This is a genomic window from Pseudarthrobacter equi (assembly GCF_900105535.1).
In the GTDB taxonomy this organism is placed as follows: Bacteria; Actinomycetota; Actinomycetes; order Actinomycetales; family Micrococcaceae; genus Arthrobacter; species Arthrobacter equi.
The window spans coordinates 2,648,567-2,666,298 of record NZ_LT629779.1 but is presented as its reverse complement, the minus strand read 5'-3'; the positions used below and the strand labels follow the sequence as shown (position 1 = coordinate 2,666,298).

Annotated in this window: 15 protein-coding genes; 12 read left to right on the top strand and 3 right to left on the bottom strand. The window is 65.9% G+C overall.

The features are described from left to right. Positions 1-89 precede the first annotated feature (89 nt). From pdxT to BLT71_RS11915, 9 genes are all read left to right on the top strand, one after another. Entirely contained in the window at positions 90-800 is a 711-nt protein-coding gene (gene pdxT, locus BLT71_RS11955) for a pyridoxal 5'-phosphate synthase glutaminase subunit PdxT (RefSeq protein ID WP_091720502.1), read from the top strand. A gap of 3 nt (positions 801-803) precedes the next feature. Then, a complete protein-coding gene (locus BLT71_RS11950) occupies positions 804-1,559 on the top strand; it encodes a YebC/PmpR family DNA-binding transcriptional regulator (RefSeq protein ID WP_091720500.1) in 756 nt (251 codons plus the stop codon). A 65-nt stretch (positions 1,560-1,624) separates the two neighbouring features. Continuing rightward, positions 1,625-2,203, top strand: coding sequence for a crossover junction endodeoxyribonuclease RuvC (gene ruvC / locus BLT71_RS11945; RefSeq protein ID WP_091720497.1), 579 nt, complete (start codon positions 1,625-1,627; stop codon positions 2,201-2,203). A gap of 100 nt (positions 2,204-2,303) precedes the next feature. After that, complete coding sequence (gene ruvA / locus BLT71_RS11940) at positions 2,304-2,945, top strand: Holliday junction branch migration protein RuvA (RefSeq protein ID WP_091720494.1); 642 nt, start codon at positions 2,304-2,306, stop codon at positions 2,943-2,945. Continuing rightward, positions 2,938-4,023 carry a Holliday junction branch migration DNA helicase RuvB gene (gene ruvB / locus BLT71_RS11935; RefSeq protein ID WP_091720492.1) on the top strand — a complete coding sequence of 362 codons (1,086 nt, stop codon included), beginning with the start codon at positions 2,938-2,940 and terminating at the stop codon, positions 4,021-4,023. The genes ruvA and ruvB overlap by 8 nt, the downstream gene beginning before the upstream one ends. A gap of 208 nt (positions 4,024-4,231) precedes the next feature. Next, a complete protein-coding gene (gene yajC / locus BLT71_RS11930; RefSeq protein ID WP_091720490.1) occupies positions 4,232-4,672 on the top strand; it encodes a preprotein translocase subunit YajC in 441 nt (146 codons plus the stop codon). 93 nt (positions 4,673-4,765) lie between these two features. Beyond that, a complete protein-coding gene (gene secD / locus BLT71_RS11925; protein ID WP_091720487.1) occupies positions 4,766-6,523 on the top strand; it encodes a protein translocase subunit SecD in 1,758 nt (585 codons plus the stop codon). Continuing rightward, positions 6,523-7,539: a protein translocase subunit SecF gene (gene secF / locus BLT71_RS11920; protein ID WP_091720484.1), complete on the top strand. Its 1,017-nt coding sequence runs from the start codon at positions 6,523-6,525 to the stop codon at positions 7,537-7,539. The genes secD and secF overlap by 1 nt, the downstream gene beginning before the upstream one ends. Positions 7,540-7,700: 161 nt before the next feature. Next, the gene (locus tag BLT71_RS11915; protein ID WP_091720481.1) at positions 7,701-10,091 is read left to right on the top strand and encodes a RelA/SpoT family protein; all 2,391 of its coding nucleotides are present in this window, start codon (positions 7,701-7,703) and stop codon (positions 10,089-10,091) included. Here the strand turns inward: BLT71_RS11915 and BLT71_RS11910 are convergent. From BLT71_RS11910 to BLT71_RS11900, 3 genes are all read right to left on the bottom strand, one after another. Then, entirely contained in the window at positions 9,972-10,712 is a 741-nt protein-coding gene (locus BLT71_RS11910; protein WP_157693463.1) for a type IV toxin-antitoxin system AbiEi family antitoxin, read from the bottom strand. The two genes, BLT71_RS11915 and BLT71_RS11910, sit on opposite strands and share 120 nt — an antisense overlap. Positions 10,713-10,813: 101 nt before the next feature. Continuing rightward, a complete protein-coding gene (locus BLT71_RS11905; protein WP_091720478.1) occupies positions 10,814-12,379 on the bottom strand; it encodes a DUF349 domain-containing protein in 1,566 nt (521 codons plus the stop codon). A gap of 67 nt (positions 12,380-12,446) precedes the next feature. Beyond that, positions 12,447-13,253 carry a peptidylprolyl isomerase gene (locus BLT71_RS11900; protein WP_091720476.1) on the bottom strand — a complete coding sequence of 269 codons (807 nt, stop codon included), beginning with the start codon at positions 13,251-13,253 and terminating at the stop codon, positions 12,447-12,449. A gap of 247 nt (positions 13,254-13,500) precedes the next feature. On the opposite strand from BLT71_RS11900, the gene hisS reads away from it, so the two are divergent. The 3 genes from hisS to BLT71_RS11885 all read left to right on the top strand — a co-directional run bounded on the left by hisS (position 13,501) and on the right by BLT71_RS11885 (position 17,724). Beyond that, positions 13,501-14,874 carry a histidine--tRNA ligase gene (gene hisS, locus BLT71_RS11895; RefSeq protein WP_091720473.1) on the top strand — a complete coding sequence of 458 codons (1,374 nt, stop codon included), beginning with the start codon at positions 13,501-13,503 and terminating at the stop codon, positions 14,872-14,874. Positions 14,875-15,022: 148 nt separating this feature from the next. Further along, the gene (gene aspS, locus BLT71_RS11890; RefSeq protein ID WP_091720470.1) at positions 15,023-16,822 is read left to right on the top strand and encodes an aspartate--tRNA ligase; all 1,800 of its coding nucleotides are present in this window, start codon (positions 15,023-15,025) and stop codon (positions 16,820-16,822) included. Positions 16,823-16,962: 140 nt separating this feature from the next. Continuing rightward, positions 16,963-17,724 carry a GNAT family N-acetyltransferase gene (locus BLT71_RS11885; RefSeq protein ID WP_091723986.1) on the top strand — a complete coding sequence of 254 codons (762 nt, stop codon included), beginning with the start codon at positions 16,963-16,965 and terminating at the stop codon, positions 17,722-17,724. Positions 17,725-17,732: the final 8 nt, after the last annotated feature.

Genomic DNA, 17,732 nt, shown 5'->3' with positions numbered 1-17,732 from the left:
GTCCGAATATATCCCAGCCGCGGCATGGAACTGCCGGAGTATGACCCGCCCGGCCGGGCGGGCAGCACCGGTGCCCGTATGCTGGGACGATGACAAACTCCCTTTCCGCCGATCCCGCACGCGTGGGCTCGGGCCTCCGGATCGGCGTCCTGGCGCTCCAGGGCGACTTCCGCGAGCACCTCCGTGCCGCCGCTGAATCCGGCGCCGAGGGGGTCAGCGTCCGGCGTCCGCAGGAACTCGACGGCCTGGACGGGCTCATCATCCCCGGCGGCGAGTCCACGGCCATTGACAAGCTCGCGAGGGCTTTCGGGCTGGCCGGGCCGCTGCGTGAACGCATTGCCGGCGGGCTGCCGGTCTACGGTTCCTGCGCGGGCATGATCCTGCTGGCCTCGGACATTGCCGACCCCGCCACGGACCTTTCGGGTGCCCCCCAGCAGACGTTCGGCGGGCTGGACATGACCGTCCGCCGCAACGCTTTCGGACGCCAGCGCGAGTCCTTCGAGACGGACCTGTATTTTAAGGGCCTGGAGTTCAGCGCCACCGACGCCGGTGTGGCTCCGGTCCATGCCGTCTTCATCCGCGGACCGTGGGTGGAGCGCGTAGGCCCCGGCGTGGAAATCCTGGCCCAGGTTGAACCGGCCGATCCGGAACATGCGTCCCACACCGCCGGGCTGCCCGGGGCCGCTAGAATTGTCGCAGTGCGTTCCGGCCGGCTGCTGGCCACCTCCTTCCATCCGGAAGTGACCGGGGAGAAACGCGTACACGAACTTTTTATCCGCATGATCAGAGGAGAAGCGTAAAGCATGTCAGGCCACTCCAAATGGGCGACGACTAAGCACAAAAAGGCGATCATTGACAGCCGCCGTGCAAAGTCCTTCGCCAAGCTGATCAAGAACATCGAAGTTGCTGCCCGCATGGGCGGACCGGACCTGGCCGGCAACCCCGGCCTCGAACTGGCGGTCACCAAGGCGAAGAAGACTTCGGTCCCCAACGACAACATCGACCGCGCCATCAAGCGCGGCGCCGGGCTCACCGGCGAAGTGGTTGACTACACCGAAATCATGTACGAAGCCCGCGGCCCGCAGGGTTCCGCCCTGCTGATCGAGTGCCTCACCGACAACAAGAACCGCGCGGCATCCGAGGTCCGCCTCGCCATCTCCCGCAACGGCGGCACCATCGCCGATCCCGGCTCCGTCAGCTACCTGTTCAACCGCAAGGGCGTGGTGAACCTGCCCAAGAACGGCCTGGCCGAAGACGACGTCCTCATGGCCGTCCTGGACGCCGGCGCCGAAGAGGTCAAGGACAACGGCGAATCCTTCGAGATCCACTCCGAACCGGGCGATCTTCCGGCCATCCGCGAAGCCCTCAAGGACGCCGGCATCGAGTACGACACCGATGAAGTGGAATTCGTTCCGTCCATGCAGGTGGGGCTGGACGTCGACGGAGCGCGGAAGTTCATGAAGCTGGCCGACGCCCTCGAGGAGCTCGACGACGTCCAGAACGTCTACAGCAACGCCGATTTCAGCGACGAGGTCCAGGCCGCCCTGGAATCAGAGTGACCGGCGGCTTTGCCTGCTGACCTGCGCCCGTCGCAGCACACCCCATCGCGACACAGTCCATCTCCATGACGCTCCGTGTCCTGGGAGTGGACCCCGGCCTGACCCGCTGCGGCATCGGGGTGGTGGACGTCGAGCGGAACCGGCGGGCCACCATGGTGGCCGTCGGCGTCGTCGGAACCTCGCCCGACGAATCCCTGGACCAGCGTCTGCTCGTGATTGCGCTGGCCATCGACGAATGGCTGGACCGCTACGAGCCCCAGGTGCTCGCCGTCGAACGCGTCTTCTCGCAGCTGAACGTCAGCACCGTGATGGGTGTGGCGCAGGCGTCCGGCGTGGTGATTGCAGCGGCAGCGCGGCGCGGGATCCCGGTGGCGCTCCATACGCCGTCGGAGGTCAAGGCCGCCGTTACGGGCAGCGGCACGTCGAACAAGGACGCTGTGACCAAGCTGGTCACCAAGATCCTTCGCCTCGACGCGCCGCCCCGTCCGGCCGATGCCGCGGACGCCCTGGCACTGGCCATCACGCACGCCTGGCGCGCCGGAAGCGGTGCCTCGGTTGCCACTACCGGTCCGGGCAGTTCGGCGCTGACACCGGCCCAGCGGGCGTGGGCCGAGGCCGAAGCGAAGGCGCGCCGCGCACGCTGAATGTCCCCGCAGCTTGCTAGGGTATTCGTAAATATGTTCGGATAACCGGGCTCCGCCTCTTGCCAGGCGGCGGCCCGGCAGCACAAGCAGGAGCCAGGCCTTGATCAGTTTCCTCCGCGGAACCGTAGCGCACGTAGGCCTGTCCACGGCCGTCATCGACTTGAACGGTGCGGGCATGAACGTCTACGCCACCCCCCAGACCCTCAGCGGGCTCCACGTGGGCGAAGAGGGAAAGGTCTTCACCTCCCTGATCGTCCGCGAAGACTCGATGACGCTGTTTGGTTTTGCGGACGACGACGAACGTGAAGTTTTCGAGGTCCTGCTGAGTGTGAGCGGCGTGGGTCCGCGCCTCGCACTGGCCGTTTTGGCCGTCCACGATCCTGAAGCGATCCGCGTTGCCGCGCACACCGGCGACAACAAGACTTTCACCAAGGTTCCCGGGATCGGTCCGAAGGTGGCGGGGCGGATTGTCCTTGAGCTGGCCGGCAAGCTTGTTCCGCACGGTACGGCTCCCGCTGCGGCCACCACCGCGGCGGAGGCCAGCTGGAAGCCGCAGGTGGTCGCCGCCATGACCAGCCTGGGCTGGTCCGAAAAGGACGCGTCGTCGAGCATCGACAAGGCACTGGCGGACGAGCCCGAAGTTTCCTTCCGCGGCAACGTCCCGGAGATCCTCCGGACCACCCTCCGCTGGCTCGGCCAGGACGGCGCGCGGGCGGGCAACCGCGTAGGCAGCCGTGGCTGAACCGTCACTGGTGGCAGCAGGGGAGGAGCCTGAGGAACGCGCCATCGAAGCCGCACTCCGCCCCAAGAACCTGGACGACTTCGTGGGCCAGCACCGCGTGCGGAAGCAGCTGTCCCTGGTCCTGAAGGCATCCCGCATGCGCGGCCGCAGCGCCGACCATGTGCTCTTTTCGGGTCCTCCGGGTCTCGGCAAGACCACCCTTGCCATGATCGTGGCGGCGGAAATGAACGCTCCGCTGCGCATCAGCAGCGGCCCTGCGATCCAGCATGCCGGCGACCTCGCCGCCATCCTGTCATCGCTGTCCGAGGGCGAAGTCCTCTTCCTCGACGAAATCCACCGCATGTCCAGGCCGGCTGAAGAAATGCTCTACATGGCCATGGAGGATTTCCGTGTGGACATTGTGGTGGGTAAGGGTGCGGGTGCCACTGCCATCCCGCTGGAACTTCCCCCCTTCACACTGGTGGGCGCCACCACCCGGGCCGGGCTGCTTCCCGGTCCGCTGCGGGACCGCTTCGGTTTCACAGGCCATCTGGAGTTCTACTCGGTTCCGGAACTCGAACTTGTGCTGCGGCGCTCCGCCGGCCTGCTGGACCTGAAGGTCAATTCCGCCGGCTTCAGCGAGATCGCCGGCCGGTCCCGCGGAACGCCCCGAATTGCCAACCGGCTGCTGCGCCGCGTGCGCGACTGGGCTTTGGTCCATGGCGTAGAGCAGATCGATGCCCGGTCCGCGTCGGCGGCGCTCGACATGTACGAAGTGGACAAGAAGGGGCTCGACCGGCTGGACCGTTCCGTCCTCGAGGCGCTCATCACCAAGTTCGGCGGAGGGCCCGTGGGGCTCTCCACGCTTGCGATCGCCGTCGGCGAAGAAACCGAAACAGTGGAGACTGTCGCGGAGCCCTTCCTCGTCCGCGAAGGGCTCCTGGGCCGCACCCCACGCGGCCGCATCGCCATGGCGCCGGCCTGGACACATCTGGGCTATGCCATCCCTGCAGGCGTGTTCGGCCAGGAACAGCTGGATCTTTTTGACCGCGTAACGGGTGCCGAGGTCACGGGGGACTGGGCCCCGGAGAGCCAATAACAGGCTCCCTCCAGCTTTTCCCCTTAGACTGGTATGACGCTCGGCACGTTCGGGTCTTTGTTGTGCGCATGGCCTATCGGCCGCGCCGCCGGTGCAGGAGGTCCGTCAGGGATCGGCTTCCATGACTGTTCCGCCCGGCACAGACAAAGTCCGGCGCTGCCGGAAAACCAGCCAGGTACCACAAAGGACGGAATTCCCCTTGGATCCAATGTCAATTCTCCTGTTCGTCATGCTCGGCGTATTCATCTTCATGATGTTCCGCCGGAACAAGAAGACGCAGCAGCAGCAGGCGGAGCTCCAGTCGAAGTTCGGCCCAGGCGTCGATGTCATGACCAGCTTCGGCCTCTACGGCCGGATCGTGGACATCGATGAGGCCGAGAACAAGGTCACCCTGGAACTCTCCCCGGGCAACCTGGCCACCGTGCACCGGCAGTCCGTCACCAAGGTGATGGAACCGGCGGTAGCGCCGGAAGCCGCTGCCCCCGCCGTACCGGACGATGCTTCGTCCCTGACCGCTCCGGAGGCGGCGGGTACCACGGCCGGCACCACGGCTGCGCCGGCCACTGCCGCTGAGACCACCGCGTTCCCGGCTGAGACCCCGGACGAGACCCTGAAGCGCCTCAACGATGAGGGCAAGAAGGACAGCTAGTCCTTCCGGCACCTTAACCCCTCTACCGCTGCGGACAACCGCCGGTGCCCATGCGCACCGGCGGTTCCTCCGTGAATAAGAGAAAGATCGACAATGGCACGAACTGGCCCCAAGAAGCCCGGCCTCAGGGTCCTGGTCTGGCTGGGCGTAATCATCGCCGCGTTGACAGCCGTCCTGGCCGCCGGCACCGTCGCCGGGCAGGCAAGCTGGTCGCCCAAGCTGGCACTTGACCTCGAAGGCGGTACCCAGATGATCCTGGCGCCGAAGGTTGAGGGCGGTTCTGACATCAATGAAGAACAGCTGAACCAGGCCGTGGCGATCATCCGCCAGCGCGTTGACGGTTCCGGCGTAGCCGAAGCCGAAATCAGCACGCAGTCGGGCCGCAACGTGGTGGTGAGCCTCCCGGGCACGCCGTCCACTGCCACCCGCGACCTGATCCAGGCATCCGCGGACATGAACTTCCGGCCCGTGCTCCTGAACGGAGCCGGAGCTGCTGTTCCCGAGGAGTCCCGGGCTCCCGAGGACCAGCTGCCCAAGCCGACGGCGGCGCCCGCCAACAGCAGTGACATCAACTGGATCACGCCCGAAATCTACCGTGAGTTCGAGGCCCTGGACTGTGACAACGCCTCAGCCGAGAAGGCAGAGCGTTCTGATCCGACCAAGCCGCTGGTCACCTGTGAACCGGCAACGGACAAGAGCCCGGCCATCAAGTACATCCTCGGGCCGGTCGAGGTGAAGGGCAGCAACATCGTCACTTCCTCGTTCCAGCTGCAGCAGGGCGCCCAGGGAGCCGTCACCAACGACTGGGCCGTCAACATCCAGTTCAACGAGGAAGGTACCGCGAAGTTCAAGGAGGTCACCGAGCGCCTCAACCAGTTCTACGTGGCCGCAGGCGGCGAATCGGGCAACGACCCCAAGGCACAGTTCGCCATCGTCCTCGACGACCAGGTCATTTCCGCTCCGCGTTCACTGGCTGTCATCACGGACGGCCGTCCGCAGATCACGGGCGGCTTCACCGAGCAGACGGCCAAGGCACTGTCTGACCAGCTGCGCTTCGGCGCCCTGCCTATCAGCTTCGAGATCCAGAGCGAACAGCAGATCTCGGCGACCCTCGGTGGCGAGCAGTTGCGTATGGGCCTGTTGGCCGGCCTCATCGGGCTGCTCCTGGTGGTGGTCTATTCGCTCTTCCAGTACCGGGCACTGGGCTTCGTCACCATCGCCTCGCTGGTGGTGGCAGGCGTCCTGACGTATCTGGCCATCGCAATCCTGGGCTGGACGGAAAACTACCGGCTGTCCCTGGCCGGTGTCGCGGGCATCATCGTGGCCATCGGCCAGACGGCTGACTCGTTCATCGTCTACTTCGAACGTATCCGCGATGAGCTGCGCGAAGGACGCGGCCTGGTCTCGGCCGTCGAGAACGGCTGGAAGCGGGCCAAGCGCACCGTGCTCGCCTCCAAGGCGGTTAACCTGCTGGCGGCGCTGGTCCTCTACTTCGTGGCGGTGGGCAACGTGCGGGGCTTCGCCTTCACGCTCGGCCTGACAGCCATCGCCGACCTCATTGTGGTCTTCATGTTCACCCACCCGACGCTGCAGCTGCTGGCGCGGACGCGCTTCTTCGGCGAAGGCCACCGGTTCTCCGGGCTCGACCCCAAGCGCCTCGGCGCCGTACCGCTGTACCGCGGTGCCGGCCGTATCCGGACCCCCGAAGACCGTCCGGCCAACGTCCGTGCCAAGAACGCGGGAGCCGCCGCGGAAGCGGAACGCCGGATGACTATTGCCGAACGGCGGCTGGCGGAGAAGCAGGAACAGCTGGCCGGTTCCTCGAAGACCGCTGCGAAGGAGAACAAGTAATGTCAGGCTTCGCCAATTTCGGCAATGAGCTCTACACCGGGAAGCGCTCCTACGAGTTCGTGGGATCCAAGAAGATCTGGTTCCTGATCGCGCTGGCGGCTGTCGCGCTGTCCATCATCATCCCGGTGGCCAAGGGCGGGTTCAACCTGGGCATCGAGTTCCGGGGCGGCTCCGAATTCACCGTCTCCAACGTCAAGACGACGGACGCAACCGTGGGGGAGAAGGCCGTCACGGACGTTGTGGCCGGCAGCATCCCGCGTGTGGCCAACGTGGCCGGAACCACCATGCGCATCCAGACGGACAAGCTCACGGACGACGAGACGCTCCGCATCAAGGAAGGCCTGCACACCGCCTACGGCGTGACCGAAAACGAGGTTACCTCCACCTTCGTGGGACCCACCTGGGGTGCCGATGTCACCAAGCAGGCCCTGATCGGCCTGGTGGTGTTCGTCCTCCTGGCCGCGGTGCTGATGGCCCTGTACTTCCGCACATGGAAGATGTCCGTTTCGGCCCTCGCCGGCATGCTGGTCACCATGTTCATCACCGCCGGGGTCTATGCCCTCAGCGACTTTGAAGTGACACCGTCCGCCATCATCGGGTTCCTGACGGTGCTCAGCTACTCCCTCTACGACACCGTGGTGGTCTTCGACAAGATCCGTGAGAACACGGCGGAGATTGACTCCTCAACCCGCCGCACGTTCGCTGAGGAAGTCAACCTGGCCGTGAACCAGACGCTGGTGCGTTCCATCAACACCATGATGGTGGCGATCCTCCCGGTGGGCGCCATCCTGTTCATCGGTGCCGGCCTGCTGGGCGCGGGAACCCTGCGTGACCTGTCGCTGGCACTGTTCGTGGGAATCCTGATCGGTACGGCGGCCACCATCTTCGTGGCGGCGCCGATGTACGCCTGGCTGCGGCAGAACGAACCGGACCTGGTCAAGCAGGCCCGGCGCGTGGAGCAGCGCCGCAGCAGCACCGCCGAACGCAATGCTTCAGCGGAGCCTGCCCAGGCCTGATTGAGGTAATGTGCGCCGGTCGTGCCGGTGTTCCCGTCCACGGGCCGGACAGTGTGGAAATCACGCTGTCCGGCCCGTGGTCGTTTAAGTGTCCCGGTTATAAATCTCTGCCTCGTGAGGAATAGACTGAGGTAATTAAGACGGTGGTGAGGGGTGCTTCATTGGAAGAACGTTCGGCGTCGGCGCCAACGGCTCAGGGAGAAAACAATTCCACCGGTGGCCATACCGGGGTGGCTGCATCTGCGCGCCCCGGTTCCTTGGTGCCGGTGGACAACTCCGGCACCCGCGCCACGTTCCCCGGCCGCAGGGAGCGCACCCGTTCGAGGCTGGCCCGCCTGACCGGCCGCGGCGCCGCCACCTATTCACCCATCCTTGAGCCGCTGCTGCGCACCGTCCGGGCAAATAATCCCAAAGAGGACTTCGACCTCATCCAGCGCGCGTTCGACGTTGCTGAACGCAGCCACCGGGGCCAGAAACGCAAGAGTGGCGACCCCTACATCACCCACCCGGTGGCGGTGGCCACCATTCTTGCCGAACTCGGTTTGAGCGGGACCACCCTCGCCGCAGCACTCCTGCACGACACTGTTGAGGACACCCCTTACACCCTGGCGGACCTGAAGCGTGATTTCGGTCCCGAAGTGGCCATGCTCGTGGACGGCGTGACCAAGCTGGACAAGGTCAGCTTCGGCGAAGCGGCGCAGTCCGAGACCGTCCGCAAAATGGTTGTCGCCATGGCCAAGGACATCCGGGTGCTCATGATCAAGCTCGCGGACCGGCTGCATAACGCCAGGACATGGCGGTTCGTCTCCGCCGAATCGTCCGCCCGCAAGGCCCGCGAGACACTCGAAATCTTCGCGCCACTGGCACACCGCCTGGGCATGAACACCATCAAGTGGGAACTCGAAGACCTGTCCTTCGCAGCGCTGTATCCGAAGGTCTACGAAGAAATTGTCCGGATGGTGGGGGACAGGACCCCGGAGCGTGAGAAGAGCCTCGGCGTCATCCGCGACCAGATCACCGACGACCTCCGTACAGCGAAGATCAAGGCGACCATTACGGGCCGTCCGAAGCACTATTACTCGATCTACCAGAAGATGATCGTCAGGGACAAGGACTTCGACGACATCAATGACCTCATGGGCGTCCGGGTCCTCGTTGACTCCGTCCGGGACTGTTACGCCGCACTTGGCACCATGCACTCGCGCTGGAACCCGCTGCCCGGCAGGTTCAAGGACTACATTGCGATGCCCAAGTTCAACATGTACCAGTCCCTGCACACCACTGTCATCGGCCCCGGCGGCAAGCCCGTGGAGATCCAGATCCGCACCCATGAAATGCACCGCCGCGCAGAGTACGGCGTGGCGGCACACTGGAAGTACAAGGACCAGCCCAACCGCACGGCGGTGGGCCCGGGGAGCCCCCGGGACGGCGACATGGGGTGGCTGCGTTCCCTGGTTGACTGGCAACAGGAGACCTCCGATCCGGGCGAATTCCTCGATTCGCTCCGATTCGAGATCAACGCCCGCGAAGTTTTCGTCTTTACGCCCAAGGGTGAGGTCATGGCGCTGCCTGCCGGGTCTACACCGGTGGACTTCGCCTACGCAGTCCACACCGAGGTGGGGCACCGCACCATCGGTGCCCGCGTCAATGGCAAACTGGTTCCCCTCAACAGTGAACTCAACCACGGCGACTGGGTGGAAATCTTCACCTCCAAGGCTGAGGGCGCGGGGCCCAGCCAGGACTGGCAACACTTCGTCAAGAGTGCCCGGGCACGGAACAAGATCCGCCAGTGGTTCAGCAAGGAACGCCGCGAAGAGGCGATTGACCGCGGCAAGGAACTGCTGACCCGTGCCATGCGGAAGCAGAACCTTCCGCTGCAGCGGCTGATGACGCACGAGGCCTTGGCCGCCGTCGCCGAAGAATTCAAATACGTGGACATTTCCGGCCTGTACGCCGGGGTGGGAGACGGCCACACGTCCGCGCAGTCCGTCATGGAGAAACTCGTCGAAAGCCTCGGCGGCACCGAAAACGCCGACGACGACATCAGCGAAGTCAGCATTCCCACGCAGGTCACCAAGGCCCGTTTCTCTGATTCCGGTGTTGTGGTCCGCGGTGTGGGAGATGTGTGGGTCAAGCTGGCACGTTGCTGTACTCCCGTGCCGCCGGACCCCATCCTCGGCTTCGTCACACGTGGATCAGGGGTGTCTGTGCACCGCACAGACTGCACCAACATCTCGGACCTCAAGGATCAGCCGGACAGGATTGTTGACGTGGATTGGGCACCCACCCAGTCCAGCGTGTTCCTGGTGGAGATCCAGGTTGAGGCGCTCGACCGCAAGTCGCTGCTCTCGGACGTGACGCGGATCCTGTCGGAAAACCATGTGAACATCCTGGCTGCCAGCGTTCACACCTCCACCGACAGGGTGGCCATTTCAAAGTTTGCTTTCGAGATGGGGGACCCCAAGTACCTCAGCCACGTCCTCAGCGCCGTCCGCCGGATCGACGGGGTCTTTGACGTTTACCGCACCACCGGGAACAAGCGCCGGAGCTAGCCGGGAAAGCTTTTCCAGTGCCGCCTTTTTATGCGGGACGCGCGGGGTGGCCTCGATAGCGAGCACCAGCAGCCGCAACCGCACGTCCTTTTCGGGGCGGGCCAGGAGGTTTGCCAGCGTGGGAACGGCGCGTTCTGCGTCTACGTGCAGGGCGATATCCAGGGCGGTCCGCAGCGGGCTGGACACCATGAGTCCGCCCAGGCTGACCACATCGAAGGGACCCAGCTTCACCTCGTGCAGCGTGCAGCCCCGGGTATTCCGCAGGCTCGAAACGCGGCGCTTGGCGTCCACCAGGAGCGCAAGGCGGTCCGGCTCGTCAGCGCAGCCGTAGATCCAGGCTGCAGTCATCCGTCCGGCCACGACCCGCTGCCGGACCTGGGGCGGCACGGAGCCGGCGGCAGCACGGGCGCGCAACTGGGCAGAGGCGGCAGATCCCGGGAGGGTGTAGCCATGCTGGTGGAAGCGGGCCAGGATCCCGTCAGCAGCCAGTGACTGCAGTTCCGGCCTGGCGAAAGGCCGCCCGGGTGCATACAGTTCCGGGAACCGCGCCGGAGCCGTGGGGTGCGGCGGCAGATGCTCCATCCCCGCTCCGGCCGGCGTGGAATCAGATGGTGAGGCCATTCCTCCATCCTGCCAAGGAGGTCCTGAAACACGCAGGCCCGGTTCGGGTTATGTGGATAACCGGAACCGGGCCTGCGGCGTCGTCGAACAGGAAAGTGGCGTCAGCTCAGTTCGCTGGCTGAACGCTGGATCTGGTCCAGCCATGCCTGGCGTGCCTCGAGGGCTTCCCTGGCTGCCTTGATCTTGCGCTCGTCGCCGCTCTGTTCCGCCTTGGCAAGGTCATCCTGCAGGCCGGCAATGGCGCTCTCGAGCTGTGACAGGGCGCTGTTGGTACGCGCCTTGCGTTCGGGGTTTGAACGCTGCCACTGCTCTTCTTCGGCCTGCCGGACGGCGTCTTCGACCTTGCGAAGGCCGGCTTCGATCCTGCCCATGTCGGCGCGCGGGACCTTTCCGGCCTCTTCCCACCTGTCCCGGACGGACTGCAGCGACTTCTTGGCAGCCGCCAGGTCCTTGATGGGGAGAATCGTGGTGGCTTCGGTCAGGAGGGCTTCCTTGACCGTCAGGTTTGCGGCGTACTCCTGGTCGATTTCGTCGTTGGCAGCCTGCCGGGACGTGAAGAAGACATCCTGCGCGGCACGGAAACGTGCCCAGAGCGCGTCATCGTCCTTGCGGCTGGCGCGCGGAGATGCCTTCCACTGGTCCATGAGGCGGCGGTATTCGCCTGCGGCGTAGCCCCAGTCTGTGGAGCTGGAGAGGGCCTCTGCCTCGGAAATCAGCTTTTCCTTGGCGGTCTTCGCAGCGGAATTGTTGCTGTCCAGCTGGGAGAAGTAGGCCCGGCGGTGCCGGTCAAAAACGGTGCGGGCGGCCCTGAAGCGCTTCCAGAGGGCGTCCTCGTTGCTGCGGCCCAGCCGGACGCCGCTCTTCTGTGCGGCCTTCCAGTTTTCGAACAGCTCGTTCATCCGGGCGCTGGAGGTCTTCCACTGGGTCTGAGCCGGGTCCTGCCCGGAGATCTCCTCTGCCTCGGCCACGATCGCTTCGCGGGCTGCAAGTTCGGCGGCCCGGACGGCGTCGTGCTCTGCCTTTTCCGTCTTTTCAAGCTCGGCGATGTGGGTTGCCAGGGTGTCCAACCGGGCTTCTGCCGCCCGGAGATCGCCCACCATGTTGCGTTCGGCAAGCTGTTCGTGCAGGTGGGTGACGGTCTTCTGCATGTCCGTGCTGGGGGCCTTGGAGCTTACGCGCTGTTCCAGGAGCACGATCTGGGCCACGACGTCGTCGTACTTCCGCGCGAAGTAAGCCAGTGCTTCGTCATCGCTGACGCCCGGGTACTGCCCGACGGCGTGTTCTCCGCCGTCGATCGTCAGGAAGACGTGGCCATCGCCTTCCACGCGTCCCCACTTGGCTGCTTCGGCGGGAGAGGTGGCGGGGGCGGCGGGTGCCACGGCAGCGGCCGGAGCGGCCGCAGCCGGCTTGGGGCGTGACGCGAAAGCTGCGGGGGACGGGGCCGAAGGCCGGGGTCCGGGCGCCGGGGACGGGGCAGGGGCTGCCGCTTCTGCGTCCGGGGCAGGAGCCAAGGCGTGCTGTTCCGGCTGTGCGCCGGCCTCCTCCACGCCTTCGGTGGCGGCCTCCGGGGCCGTTGCGCTGGTTGCTGCAGGTTCTGCGTCCGTGGCGGGGGCCGCCGCTTCGGTCACGTCTGCTGCTGTTTCGTCGGATTTCTGACTGTCTGTCACCGCTAAAAGTCTTTCGCTTGGAGGGAACTGCTCACGTCCTGCACCGCGGCCGCCATGGCCGGGCTTCCTACTTCAGAGAAAACGAGTCTATCGTGACTGCTTGAACGGGCGCGCCGTCTGTGTCGCTGCTGCCCGGGGTGATCCCTGCGGCAGCGATGCCGGTCACCACGTCCAGGCCCGAGGTCACCTTGCCCACCACTGTGTAGCCGCCGGCGGAATCAGCCGGAATGTTCGTGTCTTTGTAGACGATGAAGAACTGCGTTCCGTTGCCGTAGGCGTTGTTGCCGCTCCGTGCCACGGCTATGGTTCCGGCCGGGTAGGAGTTGTCCGCCGGGGTGTTTTCCAGGGGACCCCACGTGTAGTTGGGATCGCCCTGCCCGTCGCCGTTCGCGGAGCCGCACTGCAGTACCCCGAAGGCATCGGAGGTGGTGAGGCGGTGGCAGCTCTTGCCGTTGTAGAAGCCTTCGTCGCTGAGGGACTTAAAGACCGCCGCGGCCTGCGGTGCCGTTGTTCCGTTGAGTTCAACGCCCAGCGGCTTGCCGTTCAGCACGAGGTCCCCGGTGAACGTCTTTCCCGCCGCGGTGTCGGCGGCCGGGATGTTGGACCCGTTCGTTGCCGGGGCTGACGGAGTGGCCGACGCCGACGGGTTGGTGAGGCCCGCCTCGGTGGCAGCGAACTCATCCTCGGTGGGGTTGCCGGCGAAGGCCGTCAGCTGAAGCACGACGGCGAGCACCACGGCGGCGGTTCCGGCACCGGCGGCGATCAGGTTGTCGCGTTTGCGACGCTGTTCCTGGTCCCGCCTCAGCTCGCGTTTGGCCTCCATCTGCTGGATACGCCGTTTTGCTTCGCGGGCACTGCGTGAACTGGCCGCCAAGGCTCCTCCTCATGTGTGGCTGTGATGTCTCTGTACTGCCTGGTTGCGCCAGGGGCCTTGATGGCACCGGGTACAGTCCCCTGACTGCCAGGCCCTGCAGGTCCGGCGTATTAGAGATGCACACCGATGACGCATAAACTGACTGCCGCACATAGTTTATGCATGACTGGCTGGACAGCCGCCGCAGGGCGCCCCCGACGGGCGGGACGCGGCCGCCGTCCGGCACCCTTAAGAGGAGAGAACTTCCATGGCACGCACCGCCTCCCTGTCCGGATTCCCCGAGTGGCTTCCCGAGGAGCGGCTGGTGGAGCAACACGTCCTGGATACCTTGCGCCGCGTCTTTGAGCTGCACGGCTTCGCCTCGATAGAGACGCGGTCAGTGGAGACCGTGGGACAGCTTCTGCGCAAGGGTGAGATCGACAAGGAAGTGTACGGGCTCAGCCGGCTCCAGGACGATGAGGGCGGGACCCCGGACCGGGGCGGCAAAGCCGACCAGCACGCGCTGGCGCTGCACTTCGACCTGACGGTGCCCTTCGCCCGCTACGTCGTCGAAAACGCCGGCTACCTGGCCTTCCCCTTCCGGCGCTACCAGATCCAGAAGGTCTGGCGCGGCGAACGCCCCCAGGAAGGCCGCGCCCGGGAATTCACCCAGGCGGACATCGACGTCGTGGGCGATGGTGAGCTGCCGTTCCGCTATGACGTTGAAATCGCCCTGGTCATCGCCGAGGCACTCAGTGCGCTTCCCATCCCGGACTTCCAGCTCCGGGTCAACAACCGCAAACTGGCGGAGGGCTTCTACCGCGGCATCGGCCTGACGGACACGGCCGGGGTCCTGCGCAGCATCGACAAGCTGGAAAAAATCGGTCCTGCCAAGGTTGCCGAACTCCTGAAATCCGAACTTGGCGCCACCGACGAGCAGGCGCAGAAGGCCCTGCAGCTTGCCGGCATCCGCACCGGGGACCTGTCCTTCGTGGCCCAGGTCCGTGCCCTCGGCGTCAGCAATGACCTGCTCGAAGAGGGCCTTAACGAGCTGGAGCAGGTCATCGACGCCGCCGTCCAGCGCGCACCCGGCAAGGTGCTGGCGGACCTCAGTATTGCCCGCGGCCTCGACTACTACACGGGCACCGTGGTGGAGACCGTCCTGGTGGGACACGAACAGCTGGGTTCCATCTGCTCCGGCGGCAGGTACGACGCCCTGGCCTCCAAGGGCAACCGGAAGTTCCCCGGCGTCGGCCTGTCCATCGGCGTGACCCGGCTGGTTTCGCGCATCCTCAGCCAGGACCTGGCCAAGGCCTCCCGTTCGGTTCCCACGGCGGTGCTGGTGGCCCTCGCGAACGACGACAACTGGGGCGCTGCGCAGGACGTCGCCGCCCAGCTGCGCAGCCGGGGGATTCCCACCGAGGTTGCCGCCAAGGCGGAAAAGTTCGGCAAGCAGATCAAGTTCGCCGACCGCCGGGGCATCCCGTTCGTCTGGTTCACGGACGACGACGGCACCCACCAGGTCAAGGACATCCGGTCCGGTAAACAGGTAGTCGCCGCCCCGGAGACGTGGATGCCGCCGGCCGCCGACCTCGTGGTGCAGGTAGCCACCGCCGGCGCGGTTCCTGCCCAGGTCTCCTGAACAGGCCTTTCCGCTCCTTCCGTTCTGTCGGAGCTTTGCCCGTGGATGCCGGCTTCGGTCCTACGGGTAAACTCGGACGGGACCGGTCCCGGCATCATCGGGACCTATTCCCTAAGTTTTCCCGCTGTTTCCTCTAGAAAGGTGTGCTGTGCTCCGCACACATGACCTCGGATCCCTTCGTTCCGAGCACATTGGACAAACCGTAACCCTGGCCGGCTGGGTAGGCCGCCGCCGTGACCACGGTGGTGTGGCCTTCGTGGACCTGCGTGATGCGTCCGGCGTGGCACAGATTGTGGTTCGCGAGGAGGAAGTGTTCCACGGGCTGCGGAACGAGTACGTCCTGCAGGTCACCGGCACCGTCTCCAAGCGTCCCGAGGGCAACGAAAACCCCGCGCTCGGGACAGGTGAGATCGAAGTCATCGCCGAGGACGTGACGGTGCTCAACACCTCCGACCCGCTGCCGTTCCAGATCGACGAGCATGTGGAAGTCGGCGAGGAAGCGCGCCTCAAGCACCGCTACCTCGATCTCCGCCGCCCCGGCCCCAGCCGCAACCTCCGGCTGCGCTCCGAAGCCAACCGGGTGGCCCGCGACCTGCTGCACGGCGAAGGTTACGTGGAGATCGAGACGCCCACGCTGACCCGTTCCACGCCCGAAGGCGCCCGCGACTTCCTGGTTCCGGCCCGCCTGGCACCTGGCTCCTGGTATGCCCTGCCGCAGTCCCCGCAGCTGTTCAAGCAGTTGCTGCAGGTGGGCGGTTTCGAGAAGTACTACCAGATCGCCCGTTGCTACCGAGACGAGGACTTCCGCGCCGACCGCCAGCCGGAATTCACCCAGCTGGACATTGAGGCCAGCTTCGTGGACCAGGACGACGTCATCCGCCTCGGCGAGAACATCGTCAAGGCTGTCTGGAAGCTCATCGACGTGGAAATCCCCACGCCCATCCAGCGCATCACCTACGCGGACGCCATGGCCCGCTACGGTTCGGACAAGCCCGATCTTCGCTTCGGCCAGGAACTGACGGAGCTCACGGAGTTCTTCAAGGACACCAACTTCGGCGTCTTCAAAGCTCCCTACGTTGGCGCCGTGGTCATGCCCGGCGGAGCGTCGCAGGCGCGCCGTGCCCTTGATGCCTGGCAGGAATGGGCCAAGCAGCGCGGCGCCAAGGGTCTGGCGTACGTCCTGTACAAGGAAGACGGCGAGCTCGCCGGTCCGGTCGCCAAGAACCTTACCGACACCGAACGCGCCGGCCTGGCCGACGCCGTCGGCGCCAAGCCCGGTGACTGCATCTTCTTCGCCGCCGGCGAAAAGACCCCGTCCCGCGCCCTGCTGGGTGCCGCCCGCGTCGAAATCGGCCACCGCACCGGCCTGATCGATCCCACGGACTGGGCTTTCTGCTGGGTTGTCGACGCGCCGATGTTCGAACCGGCTGCCGCTGCTGTGGCTTCCGGCGACGTCGCCGTGGGTGCAGGCCAGTGGACCGCTGTGCACCACGCCTTCACCTCGCCCAAGCCGGAGTTCCTCGACACGTTCGACAAGGACCCCGAGTCCGCGCTGTCCTACGCCTACGACATCGTCTGCAACGGCAACGAGATCGGCGGCGGTTCCATCCGTATCCACCAGCGGGACGTGCAGGAACGCGTCTTCGAACTGATGGGTCTGGACAAGGAAGACGCGCAGACCAAGTTCGGGTTCCTCCTCGAGGGCTTCAAGTACGGAGCGCCCCCGCACGGCGGCATCGCGTTCGGCTGGGACCGCGTGGTTTCGCTGCTGGCCGGTGTCGAGTCGATCCGCGACGTCATCGCCTTCCCGAAGTCAGGTGGCGGTTTCGATCCGCTGACCGCTGCCCCGGCACCCATCACTGCGCAGCAGCGCAAGGAAGCCGGTGTCGATTTCAAGCCTGAGGCGGTCAAGCCCGTCGAGGCCAGGAAGTCCGAAGCGGTCAAGTAACGCACCTTGCTGAGCGGCAGGAGGCTCCCCGATTCGTCGGGGCGCCTCCTGCCCCTGCTTAACCCACCCTGGAGGAGAATGCCGTGTCCACCACCGAAGTTGACGACCACCTGGCCGGATTCCCTGGCCTCGAAGCCGCCATGGACGCGGCATGGCCTGCGCCGGAACACCACGACCTGGGTCCGTGGGTTCTTCGTGCCGCCGGGGGAGTGACCCAGCGGGCCAACTCGATCTGGCCGAGGCCCGCCAGCGGTGCGGGGGAGCCGGAGCTGGCCGGGCTGCTGCGGGATGCCCGGTCCTGGTACCGCAGCCGCCGGCTTCCCCTGATCTTCCAGGTCACCGCCACCGCCGAAGCGGCTGCCCTCAATTCCTTTTTGGATGCGGAGGGCTTTACCACGCAGTCCGAAACCCTGATCATGACCCGGGGGCCGGCGCGCCACGCCCGGGTTACGGAGTCGCGACCCGCCGTCGATCTCGCATCTGCTCCCTCTGCCGAGTGGCTTGCCGTGTGGTGGGCGGTGGACGGACGCGGCGGTGACGACGCCCTGGCCATCGCGCGCACCATCCTCGAGGGCTGCCCCGCCGTGTATGCCATGGCCCGGGACAGCGCGGGCCGGCCCGCCGCCGTCGGACGCCTTGCCCTTCCGGACACCGGGCCCGAGGCGAGGGGCGGACTTTACTCCATGGCGACGAGCCCCGAGGCACGCCGACGCGGTTACGGGACCGCCGTCCTGGACGCGCTGCTCACGGAGGGGGCAGAGCGGGACCTTGCAGGCTACTGGCTGCTCGTCACCGCAGCGAACCACGGAGCCCAGGCGCTGTACGCCAACGCTGGATTCCGGGAAACCGGCCGCTACGCCTACCGCCAGGAACGGCCCAAGCGGCACCTGACCGGCTGCTGAGCAGGCTC